Source organism: Streptomyces sp. NPDC058051, from assembly GCF_042885475.1.
Lineage (GTDB): Bacteria > Actinomycetota > Actinomycetes > Streptomycetales > Streptomycetaceae > Streptomyces.
In genome coordinates this window covers 181,299-204,818 of sequence record NZ_JBHVRW010000005.1, presented here as the reverse complement: position 1 = coordinate 204,818, position 23,520 = coordinate 181,299, and the positions used below count along the sequence as shown (strand labels likewise).

The 23,520-nt window shown below is 72.1% G+C and carries 15 protein-coding genes, 1 tRNA gene and 1 pseudogene; 6 read left to right on the top strand and 11 right to left on the bottom strand.

All coding sequences use genetic code 11. The features are described from left to right. Positions 1–80 precede the first annotated feature (80 nt). Positions 81–1,286 carry an FHA domain-containing protein gene (locus ACFVUT_RS10920; protein WP_389645279.1) on the top strand — a complete coding sequence of 402 codons (1,206 nt, stop codon included), beginning with the start codon at positions 81–83 and terminating at the stop codon, positions 1,284–1,286. A 136-nt stretch (positions 1,287–1,422) separates the two neighbouring features. On the opposite strand, the gene ACFVUT_RS10915 is transcribed toward ACFVUT_RS10920, so the two are convergent. Beyond that, the gene (locus tag ACFVUT_RS10915) at positions 1,423–2,406 is read right to left on the bottom strand and encodes a methyltransferase domain-containing protein (protein WP_389645276.1); all 984 of its coding nucleotides are present in this window, start codon (positions 2,404–2,406) and stop codon (positions 1,423–1,425) included. A gap of 94 nt (positions 2,407–2,500) precedes the next feature. On the opposite strand from ACFVUT_RS10915, the gene ACFVUT_RS10910 reads away from it, so the two are divergent. From ACFVUT_RS10910 to ACFVUT_RS10895, 4 genes are all read left to right on the top strand, one after another. Then, positions 2,501–2,905: a globin gene (locus ACFVUT_RS10910; RefSeq protein WP_389645273.1), complete on the top strand. Its 405-nt coding sequence runs from the start codon at positions 2,501–2,503 to the stop codon at positions 2,903–2,905. A 206-nt stretch (positions 2,906–3,111) separates the two neighbouring features. Beyond that, complete coding sequence (locus ACFVUT_RS10905; RefSeq protein ID WP_389645270.1) at positions 3,112–6,444, top strand: FtsX-like permease family protein; 3,333 nt, start codon at positions 3,112–3,114, stop codon at positions 6,442–6,444. 1 nt (position 6,445) lies between these two features. Next, complete coding sequence (locus tag ACFVUT_RS10900) at positions 6,446–9,349, top strand: ABC transporter permease (RefSeq protein ID WP_389645267.1); 2,904 nt, start codon at positions 6,446–6,448, stop codon at positions 9,347–9,349. Next, on the top strand, positions 9,346–10,308 hold the full coding sequence (locus ACFVUT_RS10895; protein ID WP_389645264.1) for an ATP-binding cassette domain-containing protein: 963 nt from the start codon (positions 9,346–9,348) through the stop codon (positions 10,306–10,308). Before ACFVUT_RS10900 ends, ACFVUT_RS10895 begins: the two co-directional genes overlap by 4 nt. A 71-nt stretch (positions 10,309–10,379) precedes the next feature. Here the strand turns inward: ACFVUT_RS10895 and ACFVUT_RS10890 are convergent, their stop codons facing one another. From ACFVUT_RS10890 to ACFVUT_RS10855, 8 genes and pseudogenes are all read right to left on the bottom strand, one after another. Next, positions 10,380–11,075 carry a hypothetical protein gene (locus ACFVUT_RS10890; RefSeq protein ID WP_389645261.1) on the bottom strand — a complete coding sequence of 232 codons (696 nt, stop codon included), beginning with the start codon at positions 11,073–11,075 and terminating at the stop codon, positions 10,380–10,382. After that, on the bottom strand, positions 11,072–11,494 hold the full coding sequence (locus tag ACFVUT_RS10885; protein ID WP_389645258.1) for an acyl-CoA thioesterase: 423 nt from the start codon (positions 11,492–11,494) through the stop codon (positions 11,072–11,074). The genes ACFVUT_RS10890 and ACFVUT_RS10885 overlap by 4 nt, the downstream gene beginning before the upstream one ends. Before the next feature lie 5 nt (positions 11,495–11,499). Next, positions 11,500–13,164, bottom strand: coding sequence for an energy-dependent translational throttle protein EttA (gene ettA / locus ACFVUT_RS10880; protein WP_389645256.1), 1,665 nt, complete (start codon positions 13,162–13,164; stop codon positions 11,500–11,502). Between the two features lie 420 nt (positions 13,165–13,584). After that, complete coding sequence (locus ACFVUT_RS10875) at positions 13,585–14,772, bottom strand: PQQ-binding-like beta-propeller repeat protein (protein WP_389645253.1); 1,188 nt, start codon at positions 14,770–14,772, stop codon at positions 13,585–13,587. Between the two features lie 382 nt (positions 14,773–15,154). Then, positions 15,155–16,564 carry a Cys-Gln thioester bond-forming surface protein gene (locus ACFVUT_RS10870; RefSeq protein ID WP_389645250.1) on the bottom strand — a complete coding sequence of 470 codons (1,410 nt, stop codon included), beginning with the start codon at positions 16,562–16,564 and terminating at the stop codon, positions 15,155–15,157. A 747-nt stretch (positions 16,565–17,311) separates the two neighbouring features. Continuing rightward, positions 17,312–17,743, bottom strand: a pseudogene (locus ACFVUT_RS10865) (single-stranded DNA-binding protein); the annotation flags it as partial. Between the two features lie 122 nt (positions 17,744–17,865). After that, positions 17,866–20,004, bottom strand: a complete 2,139-nt coding sequence (locus tag ACFVUT_RS10860; RefSeq protein WP_389645247.1) for a GTPase — start codon at positions 20,002–20,004, stop codon at positions 17,866–17,868. Then, on the bottom strand, positions 20,001–21,662 hold the full coding sequence (locus ACFVUT_RS10855; RefSeq protein ID WP_389645760.1) for a dynamin family protein: 1,662 nt from the start codon (positions 21,660–21,662) through the stop codon (positions 20,001–20,003). Before ACFVUT_RS10855 ends, ACFVUT_RS10860 begins: the two co-directional genes overlap by 4 nt. A 328-nt stretch (positions 21,663–21,990) precedes the next feature. On the opposite strand from ACFVUT_RS10855, the gene ACFVUT_RS10850 reads away from it, so the two are divergent. Further along, positions 21,991–22,063: transfer RNA gene (locus ACFVUT_RS10850), tRNA-Arg, on the top strand. Between the two features lie 329 nt (positions 22,064–22,392). On the opposite strand, the gene ACFVUT_RS10845 is transcribed toward ACFVUT_RS10850, so the two are convergent. Both ACFVUT_RS10845 and ACFVUT_RS10840 read right to left on the bottom strand, forming a co-directional pair. Further along, positions 22,393–22,731: a hypothetical protein gene (locus tag ACFVUT_RS10845; protein WP_389645244.1), complete on the bottom strand. Its 339-nt coding sequence runs from the start codon at positions 22,729–22,731 to the stop codon at positions 22,393–22,395. 256 nt (positions 22,732–22,987) lie between these two features. Beyond that, on the bottom strand, positions 22,988–23,371 hold the full coding sequence (locus tag ACFVUT_RS10840; RefSeq protein WP_389645241.1) for a DoxX family protein: 384 nt from the start codon (positions 23,369–23,371) through the stop codon (positions 22,988–22,990). Between the last annotated feature and the right edge of the window lie 149 nt (positions 23,372–23,520).

Here is a 23,520-nt window from a genome sequence, read left to right as displayed (position 1 = left end):
TCCGAGCGATCCGCCGGGTGGCGAAGAGCAAGAAGAACGACGGCCTCCGGGGCCGGACGAGGAGAGGGGGAAGCGCCGACATGCCGACCTGCCCGAACGGACACCAGTCGGGTTCCGATGACTGGTGCGAGGTCTGCGGCCATCGCATGGCCGGGCCGGGCGCGCCTGCGGGCGCAGTCCCTCCGCCGCCCCCGCCGCCGCCCGCCCCCGGTTACGGCTACCCGCAGGGACCTGGGTCCGACGCGACCCAGCAGGCCGAGCTCTGCCCGCAGTGCCGCACACCGCGCGAGGCCATGGCGCCGTTCTGCGAGGAGTGCCGCTGGAACTTCCTCACGAACACCGCGACGTCGTACACGCCGCTGGCCCCCTCGCACAGCGTTCCCGGTCCTCCGCCCGGTCTCAATCTGCCGCCGGGCTTCCAGGCGCAGCAGCCGCCGGGCCCTCAGCAGCAGCGTGATCCGTTCGAGTACCAGGGCTCGCGGCCCTCTCAGCTGAACCGCTCGGCAGAGCCGCTCTCCCCCGATCAGGGAAACCGGCCTCCCATGCCCCCGGCTCCGGGGCCGCAGTCACCGGGCCCTCAGGGGCCGCAGTCGCCGCAGCCGTTTCAGCAGGGGCCACCGCCTCCGCCGTCCTTCCAGCAGCAGTCGGCGCCGCCGTCGCCCTTCCAGCAGCAGAGCCGGCCGCCGTTCGAGCAGCAGTCGGCGCCGCCCGCGTTCGGGCAGCCCGGCCCGCCCGCACCGCCGGCCCCGCAGCCGGCACAGCCGTCCGGCCATGACGACGACTGGATGCTGTCCCCGCCGTCCCAGCCGCAGGCCCCGCAGCCGCCGGCCCCGGCCCAGCAGCAGCCGCCGTTCCCGGGCCCGAACCAGAACCAGCCGCCCGCGAGCTGGACCGCGGTCATCGCCCCGGACCGGGACTACTTCCTGTCGATGATGCAGCGCAGCGGCCCCGAGGCGACCGGGCTGAACCTGCCCGCGTACTCCCCGGAGCAGCAGCTTCCGCTGACCGGCAACCAGATCGCCATCGGTCGCCGCAGGCACAGCACCGGCGAGTCCCCGGACATCGATCTGTCCGTGCCGCCGGAGGACCCGGGTGTCTCGCACCAGCACGCCGTGCTGGTGCAGCAGCCGGACGGCAGCTGGGCCGTGGTCGACCAGAACTCCACCAACGGCACCACGCTCAACGGCGCCGAGGACCCGATCCAGCCCTACGTCCCCGTCCCGCTCCAGGACGGCGACCGGGTGCATGTCGGGGCATGGACGACGATCACGATCCGCCGGGGCTGACCCGCCCGGCCCGCCGGTCGGGCCGGGGCACCCGGTCCTGCCTATCCGTAGCGTCGGTCGGGGACGCCCGGTCCCGCCCACCCGTAGGACCGGGGGGCGCTCGGGCCGGGGGGCGCGTCGGGCCGGGGGCCGTCCCCTAACCGCTCGGCAGCGGCCAGGCGTACGGCCCCTCGGGGTCGTCCAGCCAGGCCCACTGCCGGCCGGCCAGGACCGTGATGCCGAATCTCTCCCGCTCGGGACGGTGTTCGCGCCGCCAGAGGGAGAGGGCCTCACGGGGGTCGAGGGTGGCCCCGGTCAGCGTGAGCATGAACGCGAAGAGTTCGTTCTCGCTGACGCGCCTCGGGAGCCCGCGGGCGCGCGGACGCCGTACGGGCTGCGGCGGTGTGCCACGCAGCGGTACGAAGTACGCGGGTGTGTGCAGGAACCGGCCCTCGGCGTACCTCCCCTGGGCTCCGTCCCGTACCCGCAGCCCGATCAGGCCGGTGGCGAACGGCGCCAGTATCCGGGCGCCGGGTGTGCACTGGTCCAGCCAGGACTGCGGTACGCACGACAGAGCGCAGGTCGCGATGATCCGGTCGTACGGGCCGCGCGGGGGCCAGCCCCGCGTCCCGTCCCCGGTGATCACCGCCGGGCGGTGACCGGCCGCCGCCAGATGCCGGCGGGCGGACTCGGTGATCTCCGGGTCGAGGTCGACGGTGGTCACGGCACCGTCGCCGAGCCGGTGCGCGAGCAGCGCCGCGTTGTATCCGCTGCCCGTGCCGATCTCCAGGACCCGCTGTCCTTCCCGTACGTCCAGCGCTTCGAGCATCCGGGCCATCAGCGAGGGCCGGCTGCTCGACGAGATCAGCTCGCCGTCCCGGATCCGGGTGGCCAGCGCGCCGTCCGTGTAGGCGCCGTGCAGCCACCGGGCCCGTCTGACCGGGTCGGGATCCTCGCACCACAGGCGGTCGGATCCACGGCCGGTGAAGTAGTACGGCACGAACAGATGCCGCGGCACCTCCTCGAAGGCGGCCAGCCAGTGCGGGTCGCTCAGCGCCCCGCCCGCCACCATCCCGCGCACCATCGCCCACCGCTCCTCTGCGGCGGTCGCGGCGAACCGGTCCGGGTGCGCGTCCTGCATACCTCCACCTTCCTGCGGCCGGGGCCGCCGGGCCAGGAACCGGGCCGGTCCTAGGACCCCGGTCCTCGGCCGCCGCGTCTGCGACGATGGACGGGTGACAGAGATTCCGCGCGACACGCTTCAGGAGCAGACCTTCTACGAGCAGGTCGGCGGCGAGGAGACCTTCCGGCGCCTGGTGCACCGCTTTTACCAGGGGGTCGCCGAGGACCCGCTGCTCAGGCCGATGTATCCGGAGGAGGACCTGGGTCCGGCCGAGGAGCGGTTCACCCTGTTCCTGATGCAGTACTGGGGTGGCCCCCGTACCTACAGTGAGCAGCGCGGACATCCCCGGCTGCGGATGCGGCACGTTCCCTTCCGGGTGGACCGGGCCGCCCATGACGCCTGGCTGAGCCATATGCGGACGGCCCTCGGCGAACTCGGTCTGGCACCGGAGCACGAGCGGCAGCTGTGGGACTACCTCACTTATGCCGCCGCCTCGATGGTGAACACCGACGGCTGAGGGCACGTGCCCCGCGCCCGGCGCAGAATGCGCTGAGCGCACGGGCCCCGCCCCGCCCCAGGCGCGGAATGCGTTGCCCCGTATCCGGATAACGGTCACGATCCCATCAAGTTGTCCACCTGGGCTGTTCCCACCGGCCGCGCCTCTTGAAAGCATCCGGGTAACGCCGGGGGGCGGGTGTGCGGCGAGGGACCAGGGGGGCACGTGTGACGGGGTTCGTCTTTCTTCGGGTGAGGGCCTATCGGCTCCTGCTCGCCGCGGCTGTGCTCGCCGTCCTGCTCACCACGTCGGTGCTGGCGGCGCTCACGGCCTTCTCCGGCTCCATCGGCGACGCGGCACTGCGGCACTCCCTCACCCACCGGTCGGCGGCTGCCGCCTCCCTCGTCATGTCGGCGCAGGTCGCGCCCGCGCAGCGGGACACGGCCGACGCGACCGCCCGGCGGACCGCCCGCGACACCTTCGACGGGCTTCCGGTGACCGTCCGGACCCTGGAGACGTCGGGGACGTACGCGCTGCCGCGCAGTCTGCGGGCTCCGGATGCCCGGGGCGGCGACCCCGATCTCACGCACTTGGCCTCGCTGGACCGCAGCCGCGTCCGGCTCACGGCGGGCCGTATGCCGGCGGCCGGGAGCGGGAAGGCCACCGATCCCGTCCAGGTCGCCCTGCCCGCTGCCGCCGCCCGGGATCTGAAACTGGGCCCCGGGGCGCGGCTCACCCTCACGGACCGGCTGGACGACAAGCCACTGCGCGTCCTGGTCACCGGGGTGTACGAGGCGTCCGACCAGGCCGACCCGTACTGGCAGTTGGACGAGCTCGGCGGACGCGGCATCCGCAAGATCGCTTTCACGACGTACGGTCCACTGCTCACCGACCCCGCCGTGACCGGTTCGGGACGGGTCGGCGCCGACCGGACGTCCTGGTTGGCGACCGCTGATTTCCGCACGGTCACCACGGGCCGGATGGACGCGCTGCACAGCGCCGCCACGGCCGCGCCGAAGAAGCTGCGGGCCGACACCGGGTTCGGGACCGGCGCCACCGCGGAGACCTCGCTTCCCCGGGTGCTGGACCAGATGGACCGGGCGCTGCTGGTCTCCCGTTCGACACTGCTGATCGTGGCCGTCCAGCTGGTGATGCTCGCCGGTTACGCGCTGCTGCTGGTGGCACGGCTGCTGAGCAGTGAGCGCGACGGGGAGACCCGGCTGCTGCGGGCGCGCGGCGGATCGCGCGGCCGGATCACCGCGTTCGCCGCGATCGAGGCACTGCTGCTCGCCCTGCCCGCCGCGCTCCTCGCTCCGTTGCTGACGGGGCCGCTGACCCGGCTGCTCGCGGACCGCAGCGCACTGTCCCGGCTGGGGCTCCGGCTGGACGGGTCCGCCTCCGCCACCGTGTGGCTGGTCGCCGGCGTGGCCGCGCTGACCTGTGCGCTGGCCGTCGTCGCGCCCGCGCTGGCGGCCGGTGGCGGGGAGCGTCGGTCCCGCCGTACCGTCGCGCTGCCCGCCCCGCTGCGGGCGGGCGCCGACATCGGCCTGCTGGTGATCGCCGCGGTGGCGTACTGGCAGCTCGACCGGCAGACCACGGGTTCCGGCAGCGGCGCGCTGAGCGGCGACCGGCAGGGCGGACTCGGTGTCGATCCGCTCCTCGTCGCGGCCCCGGCCCTGCTGCTGCTCGCGGGCACCGTGCTGACGCTGCGGCTGCTGCCTCCGGCGGCCAGGCTCGCGGAGCGCCGTGCGGCGGGCGGCCGGGGGCTGGTCACGGCGCTGGCCGGCTGGCAGTTCAGCCGTCGCCCGCTGCGCAACGCGGGGCCGGTGCTGCTGCTGATCCTGTCGGTGGCCCTGGGGATGCTGGCGGTCGGGCAGCGCGCGTCCTGGGACCGTTCGCAGCGCGACCAGGCCGACTTCAGGGCCGGTGCGTCGCTGCGTGTACGGGAGAACTTCGACGGCGATCCGGCGAAGGCGGGCGCGTACGCGCGGCTGCCGGGCGTACGGGACGCGGCGCCCGCGGTCCGTACGACCTCGGAGCTCTCCGGCGACCGCACGGCCGAGGTCGTCGCCCTGGACACCGCGCACGCCGGAGAGCGGATGCTGATGCGCGACGACCTCGCCGACGGGTCGCCTGAACGGCTCTTCGACGGCCTCGCCCCGCAGGGAACCGCACGGGCCGGGCTGGTGCTGCCGAAGGACAGCTCGCAGCTCCGGTTCGACGTGCGGATCGAAGCGGCCGGGGCGTCGGGGCACCGCTCGCCGTCCGGCACCGCCCCGCTCGTCACCGTGCTGCTGGAGGACCGCTACGGCCTTCCGTACCGGGTGTCGGCCGGGGCCGTACCCGTCGACGGGAAGGCGCATCCGTTCTCGTTCGCGGTGGCGCCCACGGGCGACCTGGCCGTGACCGGGTTCGAGCTGAGCGGCAACCGGCCCGCCGGCCGGAGCGAGTCCCACCGGGTCGCCGTCAGCGCCCTCAGGACCGTGACGGCCGGCGGCGCCGAGCAGCCGGTCCCGGTGCCCGACGGGTTCGACTGGAACGCCGCGCCGAGCACGGCCGGGGGCGGCGGGACGCAGCCGGACCGGCCGTCCCACACGACTTCCTCCGCGCAGACCCCGCTGGCCTTCGACTATGCGACGGGCTCCGCCGACGACGCGGACGCGAGCGACTGGACGCCGGCCTTCCTGGTGCGGGCCGCCGCGGCCCGCGCCGCGGCCCCGGCGCTGAACGCCGTCGCCACGGACGCGTATCTGAAGGCCGCCGGGGCGAAGGCGGGGCAGAGCGTCGATGTCACTCTGGCCGGTGAGTCGGTCCGGGTGAAGATCGTGAAGTCGGTGCGCCGGCTGCCGACCACGGGTGTCGGTGCCACCGCCGACGCCGCGGGTACCGGCACCGAGGGGGGCACGGACCGCGCCCGGGACGGCGGAGCCCTGCTGCTCGACCTCAGGGCCGTCGGACAGGTCTTCGCCCACCGCCCGAACGCGGCACTCACGCCCACCGAATGGTGGCTGAGCACCACCTCCGGCCAGACCGGGAAGGTCGCCGCGGCGCTGCGGGCCCGGCCCGACACCGACCCGGCGCAGGTCCTGGTGCGCGACGAGATCGCGCAGGAGCTGGTCAACGACCCGCTGGGCGCCGGGCCGCAGGCCGTGCTGCCCGCGGTGGCGGTCGTCGCCGCGGCCCTGGCCGCTGTCGGCTTCGCGGTGAGCGCGGTCGGCGCGCAGCGCGAACGGACCGCGGAATTCGCCGTCCTGCGGGCGCTGGGGACGCCGCGCCGGCGGCTGACCCGCATGATCGCCGCCGAACAGGGCGTGCTGATCACGATCGCGCTGCTCGTCGGGGCGGTGCTCGGGGCCGTACTGAACCGGGCCGTCGTCCCGCTCATCGTGCTGACCGGGCAGGCCGCCGCACCGGTGCCCTCGGTGCTGGTACAGCTGCCCGCCGGGCAGATCGCGGCGTTGCTGGCCGGTGTCGCCGCGCTGCCGCTGGTGATCGTCGCGTCCCTCGCGCTGCGCGGCGCCGACCCCGCGACCTCGCTGCGCCACCAGGGGGACAACTGACATGAGTCCGCGTACCGACCGGGGCCTGCGCGCCCCCGCCGCCTGTGCACCCTGGGTCCGCACCAGGCTGCGTACCGCTCCCGGCGCCTCCTGGGCGCTCGCGCTGCTGGTGCTGCTGACGGCGTTTCTCGCCGCCGCCTTCCCACGGGCCGTCGACCGTTACGAGAACGAGGGACTGCGCCACGACATCGCCACCGCGGACCCCCGGCTCAGCGTTCTGGAACTGACCGGTCCGCAGCCCGCGCTCCAGTTGCCCCTGGCGGCGCGTGAGGCGGCGGTGCGCGACGCGCCGCTGGCGGCCGTCCAGCGCAGGGTGCTGTCGGGGCTGCCCGACGTGGTGCGGCCCGACACCGCCGAGTCCTCGTACGGCTTCCGCACCGCGAATCCGATCAGCGCCGGGGAGACCTGGCTGGCCAAGCCGTACGGCATCGATCCCGCGCTGACCTACTCGACGCTGTCCGGACTCCCGGACCACGCCACCCTGCGCGCGGGCGCCTGGCCCGCCGCCCACGGCAAGGTCACGACGGACGTGCCGGAGATCGAGGGCGCGGTCACCGAGGAGACCGCGAAGGCCCTGCGGATCACGGCCGGTTCGACTCTCTCCGTACCGACCCAGGTCGGCACACCGCTGACCGTGCGGATCACCGGCATCGTCGCCCCGAAGCACGCGGAAGCCGCCTACTGGTCGACGCAGCCGCTGCTCCGGACCCCGTCCCTGGTGCCCACGGGGAAGGCGGACCCGCGGTACTACTGGACCGCGGCCGTCCTGCTGCCGCCGGATGCCGCGCCCGCGCTGCTCGCCACCGCCGGCGCACCGGAGATGTTCTGGCGGATCGCACCGGACTCCTCGCACCTCGCCGCCACCGACGTGGCGGAACTGCGCTCGTCGGTCGCCTCGCTCAAGGGTGGTCCCGGGCTGGTGAAGCTGCGCACGGTGGCCGGTCAGACCGCCGCGCTCACGACCGGCCTGGACGAGATCCTCACCCGCTACGACACCCTGCGCACGGCCATCGACCCGATCGTCACGGTCGCCGCCGTGGGCATCGGAGCCGTCGCCGCCGTCGTCCTGCTGATGACCGGCGGGCTGATCGGCGGCCGACGCCGCAGCGAACTGGCGCTGCTGCGCTCGCGCGGCGGATCGATGCGCGGCATCGGTGGCCGGCTGCTCGCCGAGACGGCGGTGATCGCGGTGCCCGCGGCGGCGCTGGGGCTGCTGCTCGCCGTACTGGCCGTCGGGCAGGCCCGGTTGTGGCCCTCCGTCGTCGGGGCGGCGACCGTCGCCGTACTGGTCTGCGTCGCCCTGCCGCTCCGTACGACACTGGCGCACCGCAAGCCGCAACTGCACGGGGCCCGCGACGACCTGATGAGCGCCCGGCCGTCACGGGGACGCACGGTCGCCGAACTCACCCTGCTGGTCCTGGCCGTCGGCGCGGTCGTCGCGCTGCGCCGGCGCGGCACGGGGTCGGACGGCGGCGCCGACCTGCTGATCAGCGCCGCCCCCGTACTCGTCGGGCTGATCGCCGCCCTGGTCCTCGTGCGGCTCCATCCGCTGCCGCTGCGACTCGCCTCGCGCTCCGTCGCACGCCGGCGCGGTGCGGTCGGTTTCCTGTCGCTGGCCCGCGCCGGTCGCACCTCGGCGGGTGGCACACCGGCGCTGCTCGCGCTGCTGATCGCGTTGACCACGGCGGCGTTCGGCGGCTCGGTACTCGCGGGCATCGCGGACGCGCGGGACGACGCGGCGGTCCGCGCGACCGGCGCGGACGCCAGGATCAGCGGACCGGGCAACTCCGTGGCGCTGCCGGACCGCCTGATCCGGGACGTACGGAAGGCGGGCGGCGTGCGGGAGGTGGCGGGCGTGCAGATCGAGTACAGCATTCCGCTGCCGGGCGACGGGACCGGGGACCGGCGCGCAAGGAATGCCACCCTGGTGGGCGTCGACCCGGCGGCGTACGCCCGGCTGGCCCGCTCGACCGGTCTGGGGGCGTTCTCCGCCGACCGGTTGACGGCCTCCGGAGCCGGGACGCCGAAGGGAACGACTGCGGCGAAGGGGACGGTTGTGGGTGAGGGAGCGGCTGCCGCGAAGGGGACGACTGCGGCTGAGGGGACGGCTGCGACTGAGGGGACGGCTGCGGAGGAGGGCCGGGTGCTGCCCGTCATCGCCTCGCCGTCCGTGGCCGCGCGGCTCGGCGACGGGCCGCGCGACCTCACCGCGTCGGCCGGGAACCTCACGGTGCGGGTGACGGGTACCGTCACCCGGACTCCCGCCGTCTCCGACAGCGACTTCCTGATCGTCGACGCCGCGTCGCTCACCCGCCGCCAGACCACCACGCTGCTGGTCACCGGCGGCTCCCTGGACACGAAGGCGCTGCGCGCGGCGGCCCAGCACGCGGGCAAGGACTTCTCCGTACAGCTGCGCTCCGAGGAACGCGAGGCGTTCGTCGACACCCCCATGCAGCGGGGCGCCGAGGGCATCTACACGGCGGCGATCGCGGCCGGCGCGGGCTACGCCCTGCTCGCCGTCCTGTTGTCGCTGCTGCAGACCTCACCGGAACGCACCGCCCTGCTGGCCCGGCTGCGGACCATGGGCCTCACCTCCCGGCAGGGCAGGCGGCTCCTCGGCCTCGAAGCGATGCCGCAGGCGCTGCTGGCCGCCGTCGGCGGGCTGCTCGTCGGATGGGCGACGACGGCCCTGCTGGCACCGGGCGTCGACCTGGTGAGCCTCGCGCTCCCCACCCGGCCCGGCTCCGGCGCGGACGACACCGTGGTGCTGCGGGCCGACGCGTGGTCGCTGACGCTTCCGGCGCTCGGCGTCGTCGTCCTCACCGCCGCGGTGGCCGCCGCCCAGGCCTGGTGGGCCGGCCGCCGCGGACCGATCACCGAACTCAGGTCAGGAGACCACCGATGACGTCGCCGTCGACCGACACCACGCTGGCCGAGCTCGAACAGCGGGCCGCCGCCCGCCGCGACCGGCCCTCCTACGGGCACGACGCGCTGATCGCCTGCGACCGCGTGGTCCGCATCTTCTCCACGGACGGGGTGGAGGTACAGGCCCTCCAGGGCCTCGATCTGCTGGTCGCCGAGGGCGAGCTGATGGCCCTGGTCGGCGCGTCCGGCAGCGGCAAGTCGACCTTGATGAACATCCTGGCGGGCCTCGACGTGCCCACGGCCGGGTCGGCGAAGGTCGCCGGTTCCGATCTGCTCTCGATGGGGCCGAAGGAACGGCTCCGTTACCGCCGGGACGTCGTCGGCTTCGTCTGGCAGCAGACCGCCCGCAACCTTCTCCCGTATCTCACCGCCGTCCAGAACATCACCCTGCCGATGCAGTTGCGCGGCCGGGGCCGGGGCCGTGAACGGGCCGCACGCGCCGAGTCGTTGCTGCGGATGCTGGACCTGGAGGAATGCCGCGACCGGCGCCCGCAGCAGCTCTCCGGCGGCCAGCAGCAGCGGGTGGCGATCGCCGTCGCGCTCGCCAACAGCCCGTCCGTGCTGCTCGCCGACGAGCCGACCGGTGAACTCGACTCCGCCACCGGTGAGCAGGTCTTCGCCGCGTTCCGCCGCGCCAACGAGGAGCTCGGCACCACGATCGTGATCGTCACGCACGACCAGGCGGTGGCGAGCGAGGTCCGCCGCACGGTCGCCATCCGCGACGGCCGTACGTCCTCCGAGGTGCTGCGCCGCACCGAGGTGGACGCGGCGACGGGCCTGGAGTCGCAGGTGGCCCGCGAGTACGCGATGCTCGACCGTGCGGGCCGGCTGCAACTGCCCGCCGACTACACGGAGGCGCTCGGTATGGAGCACCGTGTGATGCTGGAGCTGGAACAGGACCACATCGGCGTCTGGCCGGACGACCAGCCCCACGCGTGACACGGGGCGATGCGGCCGCAGCTCCACCCCCGCCGAGCCTCACCCGTATCGCGCGCCTCCGGGGCCGCCGCTCAGCCCCCGCCCCCGCCGACCGTCACCGCGAGCGTGCCGAGCCCGCTGCCCGGGCCGCGCAGGGCGATCGAGCCGAAGGGGGTGCGCAGTCGCAGCCAGGACCCGGCCGCGAGCAGGGCGACCGGGAAGTCCGGCGCCGGGCGCAGGAAGCCGAGGGACTGCGCGGCGTGGACGGCCCGCAGGGGAAGGCCGGTGCCGCCGACCGTGCGGGACCAGATGTCGCGGCCGATCAGATCCCTCTGCGCCCGGGTGCGGCGGTCCTCGGGCAGCGCCTCGTCGCGGGAACGGAACTCCGCCACCGCGGCGGTGACCGCCGTGCGCAGGGAGACCGGATCGGGCAGGTCCGGAAGTTCGCGCCAGCCGCCGCGGGGCGGGAGGACGCCCGTCCACGGCGGCCCGGTGACGGGTGCGGGCAGGGCGCCCGATCCGGCTGCCGCCCCTTCGACGTCGAGGGATTCGAGGAGTTCACCGGCGGACACCGTGACGTCGAAGTCGTGCGTTCCGGCCAGCCGAGCCGCCCGGATCGCCAGGACCTCGAACGACGGCGGCCTGCCGAACACGGCCAGCGCGTGGCCGCCCGCCTGCATCCGCACCGCGGCAGCCCGGTCGTAGCGGAGCAGCCGACCGAGGAAGGCCGCGAGATCCGCGGCCTCCCTCCTGTCGGCGAACTCCAGCGACCTGACGGGCACCGTCATGCTGCGGCAGGCTCCTCGGCCAGGTACTGCTGGAGGAAGAGCTTCTCCTCGGCGGAGATCCGCCGGGGCCGCTCCTCGGCCAGGTTGTACGGCACGACGACGGTCGAGGCCCGTACGTAGATCTGCTCCGGGTCCTTGATCTCGTACGCGATCGTCAGCGACGCGGCACCGATCTTCGTGACCCACGACTCGACTGTCACCGGCTCGTGCCGGTGGACCAGCGGCCGTACGTAGTCGATCTCGTGCCGGGCCACCACGGACCCGCCCGAGAAGGACGGCGAGCCGTCCCCCGGAGCCAGCCGGAACATGAAGTCGATGCGCGCCTCCTCCAGATAGCGGAGGAAGACCACGTTGTTCACATGGCCGAAGGCATCCATGTCCGACCAGCGCAGCGGGCAGTGGTAGATGTGACGTGCCAAGTCGATCAGCCTCGCGTGAGCTTCTTGTACGTGGCACGGTGCGGACGGGCGGCGTCCGCACCGAGGCGGTCGACCTTGTTCTTCTCGTACGACTCGAAGTTGCCCTCGAACCAGTACCACTTGGAGTCGCCCTCGTACGCCAGGATGTGCGTGGCGACGCGGTCCAGGAACCAGCGGTCGTGGGAGATGACCACAGCGGCGCCCGGGAATTCCAGCAGCGCGTTCTCCAGCGAGGACAGGGTCTCGACGTCGAGGTCGTTGGTGGGCTCGTCGAGGAGCAGCAGGTTGCCGCCCTCCTTGAGCGTCAGCGCCAGGTTGAGGCGGTTGCGCTCACCACCGGAGAGGACACCGGCCGGCTTCTGCTGGTCGGGGCCCTTGAAGCCGAACGCGGAGACGTACGCCCGCGAGGGCATCTCGACCTGGCCGACGTTGATGTAGTCCAGCTCGTCCGAGACGACGGCCCAGAGGGTCTTCTTCGGGTCGATGTTGGCGCGGCTCTGGTCGACGTAGGAGATCTTGACCGTGTCACCGATCTTGATGGAGCCGGTGTCCGGAGTCTCCAGGCCCTGGATCATCTTGAACAGCGTGGTCTTGCCCGCGCCGTTCGGACCGATGACGCCGACGATGCCGTTGCGCGGCAGCGTGAACGACAGGTCGTCGATGAGGACCTTGTCGCCGAAGGCCTTCGAGAGGTTCTCGACCTCGACGACGATGGAGCCCAGCCGCGGGCCCGGCGGAATCTGGATCTCCTCGAAGTCCAGCTTCCGCATCTTGTCCGCCTCGGCCGCCATCTCCTCGTAACGGGCGAGACGTGCCTTGGACTTGGTCTGCCGGCCCTTGGCGTTGGACCGGACCCACTCCAGCTCTTCCTTGAGCCGCTTGGCGCGCTTCTCGTCCTTGCGACCCTCGACCTTGAGGCGGGTGGCCTTCTTGTCGAGGTACGTGGAGTAGTTGCCCTCGTACGGCAGGGCGCGGCCGCGGTCGAGTTCAAGGATCCACTCGGCGACGTTGTTCAGGAAGTAACGGTCGTGGGTGACCGCGACGACGGCGCCCGCGTACTTCGAGAGGTGCTGCTCCAGCCAGTTGACCGACTCGGCGTCGAGGTGGTTGGTGGGCTCGTCGAGAAGCAGCAGGTCGGGCGCCTCGATCAGCAGCTTGCAGAGCGCGACGCGGCGCTTCTCGCCACCGGAGAGGTTGACGACCGGCCAGTCACCGGGCGGGCAGCCCAGCGCGTCCATGGCCTGCTCCAGCTGGGCGTCCAGGTCCCACGCGTTGGCGTGGTCCAGGTCCTCCTGGAGCTTGCCCATCTCCTCCATCAGCGCGTCGGAGTAGTCGGTCGCCATGAGCTCGGCGACCTCGTTGAAGCGCTTGAGCTTGCCCATGATCTCCGCGGCGCCGTCCTGGACGTTCTCCAGAACCGTCTTCGCCTCGTCGAGCTGCGGCTCCTGCATGAGGATGCCGACGCTGAAACCGGGCGACAGGAACGCGTCACCGTTGGACGGCTGCTCCAGGCCGGCCATGATCTTCAGCACCGTGGACTTACCGGCGCCGTTGGGGCCCACGACACCGATCTTCGCGCCGGGAAGGAAGTTCAGGGTGACGTCATCGAGGATCACCTTGTCGCCGTGCGCTTTGCGCGTCTTGCGCATGGTGTAGATGTACTCAGCCAAGAGAAACCGTCCGGCTATCGATGTGTGGGCAGATACACCCCATCTTGCCTGACGTCCATCCCCGGACGGAAACCCGTCTCATCAGTGCCCTGTGACCTGCCCCTACACCCGTCCGCGCCCATAGCCGGACACCCGTCCGCACCCATAGCCGGCCTGTCACTGGCTGTCGCCGCCGATCGCTGTCGAGCGCCGTCGCACGGCCCAGGAACGGCCCAGGAACGATCACTCGGCGAAGCCTCCTCGGCAGTCGCCTGCCGAGGTTCCGGCTGCCCGACAGCGTGGCTGACCGGGATGCCATCGCAGCCGTGGAAGATCCAGTCCATGAGCACTGATCCAGTCGGCTGGCTCACCGACACCGGCGTGATCAACGGTGGCCGGGGCCAGAGGGTGGTGGCCGGGACCGGCCACCACCCCCGCTCCTCACTGCCCGTACGCGACCAGCAGGTTCGTGGCCGGGACCACCACGAGTCCGCCACCCGCTCCGAGACCGGTCAGCGGCTCGGACACGTTGTGCTCGTCGGGCTCGTCAATCGGCGCGCCGACGTCGGTGGACCAGACGGACTGACCAGTGGCGCCGTTGAGCGCCCACAGCCGACCGGTTCGGGAGCCGACGTAGACGTAGCCGTTGACGACGATCGGCGCCGTGCTGATCCGGCCGTCGCCCTCGAACTTCCAGCGAGTGGCCAGGGTGCGGCTGTGTCGCTCCTGAAGGACACCGTCATCGACGAAGTAGCCCTGGCGGCCATCGAAGGCCGGGGCAGGCGCCCGGCCGGCGGCCTCGTAAGTGCTGCGGACCTGCCCGTCGGCGACATTGAGGACCGAGGGTGCCATCCCGGCATCGTCGCGAACCCAGACACCGCCGTCGGCGAGAACAGGGGTGCGACCCCCGCCACCGGAGCAGTCCGTCTGGTGGCGCCATATCGGGTTGCCCGACTTGGGGTCGAAGGCGTAAGTCTGCTCGCAGGCGTATGAGACGTAGACCCCGTTGGCCGTGACGGCAGGCGAGCTGTTGTCCCCATTCGCGACAGGCTGGGTCCAGAGCACCGCACCGCTGGAAGCGTCCACCGCGTACAAGGTGCCGCCCGAGCCGGCGCCTCCCGTGTACACCACGCCGCCGGCGAAAGTGGGCGGCGAGGTGAAGGAATACTGCCCAGGCAACGTGACGGTCCAGATCTCCGTCCCGGTGGCCGGGTCGAACGCTGTCAGCACGCCGTCGTAGTTCTGGGCGTAAAGTCGCCCGCCGCCGTAAGCGAGCGCGGACCACCAGTAGGTGCCACCGAGGTCGACGGGCTCCCAGGCGTTGTCGCCCGTGGCCGCGTCAATGGCGTAGAGGATGGTGCCGTACCCGTTCGGCGAGGCAGCGGTGGCGAAGACGCGCCCGCCGGCCACGATGGGGTAGGAGACCTTCCCGCCCAGGTCGCGGGACCACTTCTGGCTGAGCGGCGGCGCGCCCACAGCGGAATCGACGAGACTGCCATCGTGCCGTGCGTTGATCTGGTAGGTGGTCGAGGCTCCGGTCTGCGTCGGCTGCGCGCCGGCCGGCGTCACAAGCGTGACAACCGACAGTGCCGCACCGAGCAGGACGGCGATGGTTCTTCGAAGGTTCACTCAGATATCCCTCATCATCCGGCATCGCCGTGGCAATGCGCGCAGGGCGGTCCAGCCTCCAGGTTCGGTGGCTCGCTTCCAAGCCCCATAGTCCTCCACGGCAGTCTCAACCGCCTTTTATTTTCGGCTAGTTGGACATCTCCACGACCACGTTCCGCGATCCGCAGCAGAGCACGCACCGCTCACGTCCTCCGGCGCGCGACGCCGCACCTTCCGGCACGCGCCACCCGCCTTCCGGCATGCGACGGCCCCGGTACGCGTCGCGTACCGGGGCCGTCGGGCCGCCATCAGGCAGTCGTGACCGATTGCCCGCTGTCCGTCACTCCGTGATCAGGAGCGTGGTCACCCGGCGACCTGTGTGGTCACCGGGCGACCGGCGTGATCACTGGGCGGCGGACTGTGCCTTGCGCTTGCGGAGGAAGAAGACCGCGCCGCCGCCGACGACGACGAGGGCGATCGCGACGCCCGCGATGACCGGGGTGGCGCTGGAGCCACCGGTCGCGGCGAGGTCACCGGTGGATCCGGTCGAGCCACCGGTCGTGGCCGGGGCCGGGGCCGGCGTGGCCTGGGTCTGGGTGTCGAGGCCGCCGGTGCTGCTGCCGCTGGTCTTGCAGTCGAGGACGCCCTTGAACGTCTTCGAGAAGCCGCCGGGGCCGGTGATCGTGAAGTCGTACGCCTGGTCCTCGGCGACCGGGACGGTCACCGTCTCGGACTTGCCGGCCTCGATCGTGTGCTTCACCCCGGCGAGCTCGAAGGTGAACGCCTCGTCGCCCTCGTTGCTCGCGGTGACGTCGACGCCGCCCTTGGCGCAGTTCTTCTGCGCCGAGACCGCCGGGATCGCTCCCTGCTTGGCCCAGGTCGCGGCGGCGGTCGCGGAGACCGTCGACTCGCTGGAACCGGCCAGGATCATGGTCTGGGACTTGGTCACCCCGGCGAAGGCCCGGCCGACCGGCACCGACGTGGTGGCCTGGACGGTGAGCGACGCGGAACCGTCCGCGGTGCCCGCCGGTACGTCGAAGTAGAGCTCGGCACCGTTGGACGCGGTGGCCACGGGCGCGCCGCTCTTGTCGGTGACCTTGACGCCGCTGGCGGCGTCGGCGGGCTGGGCCACGGAGACCTGGCCGGCGTTGGTACGGACGGTGACCGGGCCGAGCCGCTCACCGGACTTGCCGGAGACCGCGGCCGGGTCCAGGGCGAGGGACGCCTTGGGCTCGGCCTGGTCGACCGCGCTCTGCTCCAGCCAGTCGGCGAGCTTCTCGGCCTCGCTGTCGGTCGCGTCGATGTCGACGTCGTCCGAGTAGCGCCAGATGGCGACCTGGGTGCCCGCCGCCGCGGTCTTCTCGGTGAGCGGTCCGGTGCCGGCCTCCTTGGCGAGCGCCGCGAGGTCGTCGACCTGCGGGTAGGAGTGCTCCAGGATCCAGCGGATCTTGCCGGCGTTCTTGTTGCTGCCGAGCGAGGTCTGGTCCCAGGGGGTCTCCAGGTACTTCGCCTGGTCCTGGGTGGGGTTGTGAATGTCGATGCAGTAGGTCTTGAGCTTGCCGCCACCGTCGACGGTCATCTCGAAGAGCCCGGCCGGCAACTGCTGGTTCCGGCCGTCCGCGTGGAGCACGGCGCGGTCATAGGTCTTCAACCCGTCCAGGACCGCGGCCGCGCCACCCTGATGCTGCGGCGCCTCGTCGGCGACCGCGCTGCCCGCGCCGACGAGGACGCCCGCCATGACCAGGCCGGACGCCGCCACCGAAGCGGCCAGCCGGACTATGCCCCGCCGCCGTGGAGAACCGGTCGTCTCCATGGACGACGGAACGGCTGCTGAAGAAGCAGAAAACACAGAATTCCCCTCCGGGCGGGATCCTCCGCGCCTCATGCGCGTGTGGGGAATGTCCCGCCAGTCGACTCAAGTGCCCCGTGAGTACTGGGAATCCTAAGGACGAAGTGATGAACAATCCCCCGTCATACCGTCGTACAACCATTCCGACTCGGAATCGTTATCGCCGCTATGGCGAAGGCACGGCTCCGTCCGCGGTCCGTCCCCCGCCCACCCCCGACCGGAACCGTCCACACCGATCCATTCCGGTCCGCGCCATTCCGGTCCGCGCCAGTCCAGTTCAGTCCGGTCCAGTTCAGTCCGGTCCAGTTCAGTTCAGTCCGGTACACGCCGGTCCGGTCCGGTGCACGCAAGTCCGGTCCGGTGCACGCCAGTCCGGTCCGGTCACGACATCGACGCAAGCTCCCTGTCTTCTTTCTGACGTCCCGTCGGACGCTTGGCCCGCTGGCGACCGGCCCGTTCGCGAGGCTCGGGCCGTTCGCGAGGCTCGGCCTGTTCACCAGGCTCGGGTCGTGCATCTCGTTCGGTCCGTGCATCCGGCTCGGGCCGTTCACCGGGTTCGGGCCGTTCTGTTCCTTCGTCCCCGTCGACCGGCACGCCCCGCCCGGCTCGTGCCCCGTCGTGCGAGGCACTCGGTCCGACCTGCCCTTTCCCTTCATGCGGATGCCCCGGGCCACGCGATCCACCCACCCCTCCCGACCAGTCCGGCTCGTCCGGACGCTCCGCCACACCGCCCGGCTCCCCCGCCCCGCCGACGCTCCTCACCCGCGCCACCAGCCCCGGCTCACCCCTGATCACCCGCCGGAAAGCGGCCGTTCCCCGGGTCAGATCGTGGCCCACCGCGACGGCCTCGATGTCCACGAACGTCCTGCGCAGGCCCTCCCGCTCCTCTTCGCGCACCTTCAACCTTCCGTGCACGACGAGTGGTTCTCCGACGGAGACGGAGCCGGACAGATTCGACGCCAGAGTCCGCCAGGCCCACACGGTGTAGAAACTGGTGTGCCCGTCCGTCCAGAACTGTTTCTCGCGGTCCCAGCGGCGCGGTGTCACCGCGAATCGGAATCGTGCCATTCCGCCGGTCGCGGTCTCCCGGAACTCCACACCCGTCGCCGCGTTGCCCACCAGTGTCACCAAGGTGTCATTCATGACTCCGCCTCCCCTTCGGCCTTCGGATCCGGCGACCGCACCCACGCGGTCACTGATCCCAGGTTGAAGGAAAGGCGGAATTCCCGTCGGCCCCTGTGGACTACCGAGCAGTTACCGGACAGTTACTGGTCAGTTGTGGAAAACTCCGTCACCGCCACGTACCGCTCCCGTACCTCGCGGTACCGCACGAGTTCCGCCGCCACCGGATCGAGCACCCGGGCCCGCCCGCAGGCAGCCGCCGCTTCGCGCAACTGCCGCTCGGCCTCCTGCCCGTACCGCCGCGCGGGCCCTCGCGCCGCGGCCGCGCACGACCACTCCACCACCGGACCGCCGACGACCCCGGCCAGCATCACCAGCGCCGGCGTGAGGAATCCGGGCGCGAGCACGCCGACGATCTGGCCGACCAGCCACAGGCCGCCGAAGACCTGAAGCAACGTCATCGACGCCTGTGCCAGCACGGCGGCGGGCCACCACCTGGGCCGCGGCGGCCTTCCGCCCACGCGGCCGCTGTGCGCCACGCCGGAAGCCCCGGCCACCCCCGTCGCCACGACCGCGGCGCCGCCCGAACCGGCCGCGCCCGGCGCACCGCCCCCCGCCTCGCCCGGGGAAGCCGTGGTCCGGCCGGCCCCGTCCGTGGTGCCGACGCGTTCCGCCAGTCCGTCGAGCGCCTCCGGCAGCCCCTCCGCACCGTTCACCGCGGCCTCACGGACCGCCTGCGCCCACGGGCCGGGCAGCCCGCCGGCGGCCTCGTCCGCCAGCGTCCGTACCGCCTGCTCGACGCGTTGCCGGGCGGTGAGCTGCTCCTCGGGGGGTGCGGGCTGCACCGGGTACTCCAGGCTTCCCGGCCGCCGGGTGGACTCGTACCAGCGCCACAGCCGCAGCCACGGCGTGCCGCACGCCCGTCCGGCGTTCCTGCGCCACTCGCGCTCCGCCGCCTGTCCCGCCGCGGCGGCTCCGACGGCTTCCGCGAGCCGGTCGGTGAATTCCTCGCGGGCCTCTTCGCCGAGACCGGGCCGCCCCTCGGCGACGTACACCGGACGGAGCCTGGCCGCGGCGGCGTCCACATCCGCGGACAGCCGGCGTGCCGCCGCGGTGCGCTCCTGGACGAACCGGCCCAGCGTCTCCCGCAGTTCACCCACGCCCTCGCCGGTGAGTGCGGACAGGGCCATGACGGCGGCGCCCGGCTCGCCGTGTTCGCCGAGCGCCATGCCGTCCTCGTCGAGCAGCCGTCGCAGATCGTCGAGGACCTGGTCGGCGGCCTCGCCGGGCAGCCGGTCGATCTGGTTGAGCACGACGAAGGTGATCTCCGCGTGCCCGGCGAGCGGTCGCAGATAGCGCTCGTGCAGGGCGGCGTCCGCGTACTTCTCCGGGTCGACGACCCAGATCACCGCGTCGACCAGCCCCAGCACACGGTCCACCTGCTCGCGGTGCCCGGTCGCGGCGGAGTCGTGGTCGGGCAGGTCGACGAGGACGAGCCCCTGCAGCGCCTCGTCGGCCTCCGTGCCGCCCTGCTGCGGCCTGCGCCTGAGCCGTCCGGGAATGGCGAGCCGGTCCAGCAGCCCGGCCGCCCCGTCGGTCCAGGAGCAGGCGATGGGAGCGGAGGTGGTCGGCCTGCGCAGCCCGGTGTCGGAGATCTGGACGCCCGCGAGGGAGTTGAAGAGAGTCGATTTGCCACTGCCGGTCGCTCCGGCGATGGCGACGACGGTGTGCCGTGAGGAGAGCCGCTGACGGGCCGCCGCTTCGTCGAGCACCCGTCCCACCTCGGCGAGAGTGGCCAGGTCGATCCTGGCCCTGGACAGCCCGACGAGCTCACGCAGCGCGTCGAGTCGCGGCCGGAGCGGACCGCCGGACGGTACGTACGCCTCGACCTGGGGCGGTTTCACGTCTTCGTCCGGGGCGATACCGGGCTCGGGGTCTGCATGCTTGGTGCCCACGCGCCGGGCGATGAGCCCGTCGTTCCAGTCCCCGCCCGCCTCCTGCGGAGCCGAGCGCCCGTCGTCGGGTGTCCGGCGCCGACTCCCGTGCCCCTGACTCTGGTCGTCCTGGCTCCGGTGGTCCTGGCTCCGGTGGGCCTGACACTGATCGCCCTGGCTCCGGTCGCTCCGGCTCCGGTGCTCCTGGCTCCGATGCGTCTGGCTCTGATCGTCCTGGCTCCGGTGGTCCTGACTCCGTTCGCTCTGGCTCCAGTGGTCCTGGCTCCGGTTCTCCTGAGAGGCAGGGCTCTCGCTCCGCCCGGGCCCCTCGTCGATCACGGCAGTCATCGCTGCCACCTCGCCTTCTGCAGTACGGACAGTGCTGCAATCAGTTCGGCCTGCGGTTCCGGGGCCACGTCGAGCGCGTCGAGCGGTGCGAGCCGCCGGTCACGTTCGCCGTCCAGCACCCGGTCGAGGCAGTCGGTGAGCAGTGCGCCTCCCTTGTCGCGCAGCCGCAGCGCGCCCTGGGCGCCGATGCGTTCGGCGAGCTGTTCCCCGGCGCCACGGGTGCGACGGCCGCCGAGCAGCGCGGCGGCCAGCAGCGCCGCCACCGTCTCGGCGTCGGGTGCGGCGCCGCGTTCGAGCCGGCGCACCTCTTCCTCGGCCAGTTCCTCCAGCACCCGCCACCACCGGCGCACGGCCATGGTGATCCGGCCCCGGATGTCCTCGGCGGGCCCCCATCCCCCGGCCTCCCGTCCGACTCCCTCGAAGCCGAACACCGCGGCTGCGGGCTCGCGCCGCCAGGTCGTGCGGATCTGTTCGTCGGCCGCGGCCACGGCGCACTGCAGAAGTGCGCCCAGGCTCTCCACCAGTGCTTCGAGGAGTTCCTCGGAGGTGCTGTACGTCGGGTATCCGCGCCACCGGGTCCGGGCGTCCCCGGCGAGCACACCGCCGTTGTTCAGCCTGCGCCGGACCCGGGCACCTTCGGTGCGGTACGCGTCCTCGACCACACCGGTCAGCCGCACGGCGGCCGCGTACTGCGCCGCGACGGCTCCGGCCAGCGCGGGCATCCGTACGTCCAGCGATGCGATGGCGCCCGCCGCGGTGCGCCCGACCGCCTGCTGACGGGCCGCCAGGTCCTGGGCGCGGTGGCTGAGCCAGGCCCGCAACGGGGCGACGGCGGTGGTGGGCAGCAGACCGCTGCCGCCACCGGCCGATTCGGGCAGCTCGGGAATGGTGAAGCGCGGCACCTCCCCGAGGCCCGCCTTGGTGAGCAGGGCACCGTACTGCCGGGACACCTCGGCGATCACCTGGTGCGGCACCCGGTCGAGGACGGTGACGAGCGAGGCGTCGTACTCCTTGGCGGTGCGCAGCAGATGCCACGGCACGGCGTCCGCGTACCGGGAGGCCGTGGTCACCATCACCCATACGTCCGCGGCGCAGATCAGCTCGGCGGCCAGCCTCCGGTTCCGTACCAGGAGCGAGTCGATGTCGGGCGCGTCGAGCAGCGCGAGCCCGCGCGGCAGCCCGGTGGAGGTCTCGATGCGCAGGGCGGTCCCGTCCTCCTCCACGCTTCCGTCGAGGTGGTCGAGGTCGTCGAGGTGGTCGCACCGGCCGGGATCCCCGTTCTCCGTCGGCGGCAGCCAGACCCTGGTGAGCTGCGGCAGTACACGTACCCCCGCGAACCAGCGATGATCATCCGGATGGCAGACGAGCACCGGTGTCCGCGTGGTCGGCCGCAGCACCCCGGCCTCGCTGACCAGCCGCCCGACCAGCGAATTGACGAGCGTCGACTTCCCCGCCCCGGTCGACCCGCCGATGACCGCGAGCAGAGGCGCTTCGGGATCCCTGAGCCGGGGAAGCACGTAGTCGTCGAGCTGGGCGAGCAGTTCGCTCCGGGTCTGACGGGCGCGCTCGGCCCCCGGCAGCGGAAGTGGAAGACGCACGGCAGCGACACGGTCGCGCAGGGCGGAAAGTGCGTCGATGAGCTGAGGCCGTACGTCCAAGGTCACCACATGCGAAGAATGCCCAATTTTGGCGCCTTTTTGAAGCGTATACCCACCTCTGCGCGCCGGTTCTCCCTCCGGAGTGGAGTCGGGACAGAGGGGACGAGTGGGGCGCAGGCATAACGAGTGCACAACACCCGGGGCGCGAGGCGTCAAAAGCGCTGCGCGAATCCCACCTACCTGCGATTATCGTTTCGCTTCACCGAACCTCCACATCGTGCCACGCAGGTGAAGCAACCGGGTCGAGGCGATCGGAGCCCTATCCTTGTCCCGGCGGGCCATCGTCCGGCCCGGCCCGAGGGCTCCAGGCCACCGAGGCCACCATTCGGCCCCCGTAGCTCAGTGGATAGAGCAGGCGCCTTCTAAGCGCTTGGCCGCAGGTTCGAGTCCTGCCGGGGGCGCACAGCCCGTACACCATCAGGCCCTCCCTCGGGAGGGCCTTTCTACAGGTCACCGCACCGTAGCGAGGGCCGCGTAGCGAACGCATAAGCGCCGGACCCTCCCCAGGTCACGGTGGGGACGGTCCGGCACTGCGCTGTCCGGCTGTCATCGAGTTTCTACGGGGGCCGCGGAAAACGCACCGTGCGTAGGTCGCCAGAGGGCCGGGCACGACGCGCATGTCCTCCTCGGCACACCCTCTGCGGCCGCGCTCCTCGTGGATCGCTCCGTACATCGCCACGGCCCCTTCCCGTCGCGGACCGGTGCAGCAGAGCGTGCTGGAGTACGAGAACTACGTCCACGCGACGGCCACGACGGCTGCGGCCGCCGTGAACGACGCCACGGCAAAGAAGGCCCACGCTTGCTTGTTGCGCATGCCCACCAGCGCTGTCACCGCCACCAGGACGTCCAAGGCCAGTTTCACCCCCATCTTTGGGTGAGACACCGGCAGGTCCAGGGATATTCGGGCCCAGATGAGTCCCACACCCGTGACGAGCTGAACGACCGCGCTGCTCAGCATGTAACTGCCCGTCACCGGGTCCTTCCCTCGCAGCTGGAAGAAGATGCCACCCAGGAGCGCGGCGAACCCGAAGAGGTGGAAGACGAGGAACACATACCGAAGAATCTCCATGCCAGTCATCTTTCTGTAGAGCCGGAGCGAGTTGACGATCTTTCACACAGGAGCTCGACCGCACCGCATCCCCCTGCCGACCGCCACCGCCACCGCCACGGCCGACGATCCGGGCGAACGACTCCCCGGACACATCCGGTCGTCGCCCGTGGAGCAGGAGAGAGTTTGACGGCAGACCCTGGCGCGTGGGCGCCGGTCCCTGCGCGGTGAGCCGGCACTTCGGCACCGCGCCCCTCGGTGGCGGTCGACCCGGCGCTCAGCCGGTGAAGGGCGTGGGGCCGAAGCGGCCCCAGGCGACGAAGGCAGCCAGAACGAGGTAGATCAGGTCGCCGGCGATCGTAGCCCTCTCGCCACGGCGCAGACGCATGGTGAGCGCGCATGCGAACAGCAGAACAAGTCCGGTCGCAGCCAACGGCACCTGTATCGGCGCGATGTCGAGCACAGCGGGCAGGGTCAGGCCAACGGCGGCCAGCAGTTCGACTGCGCCGATGGCCTTGAGAGCACCGGGGCTGAACTCCAGGACCCACTGTGCGGAGGAACCCACCGCGGCCAGCTTCGCCTGCGGCACGAACATCTTGGAGCTGCCCACGAGGCAGACAGCGGCGAGCACTCCGGCGGTGATCCACAGCGCGACGTTCATCATCAACTCCCTGATCGAGTACTTCCGAACACGAGACGAGGCAGCGACTTGGTCTGTGACATCCCGACGACGAGGAGCGGCTCACGGCCCTCGTCAGGCCAGTTCCTTCATGGACATGGCGAACCGGCCGAGCGTCGTCACCCAGCAGC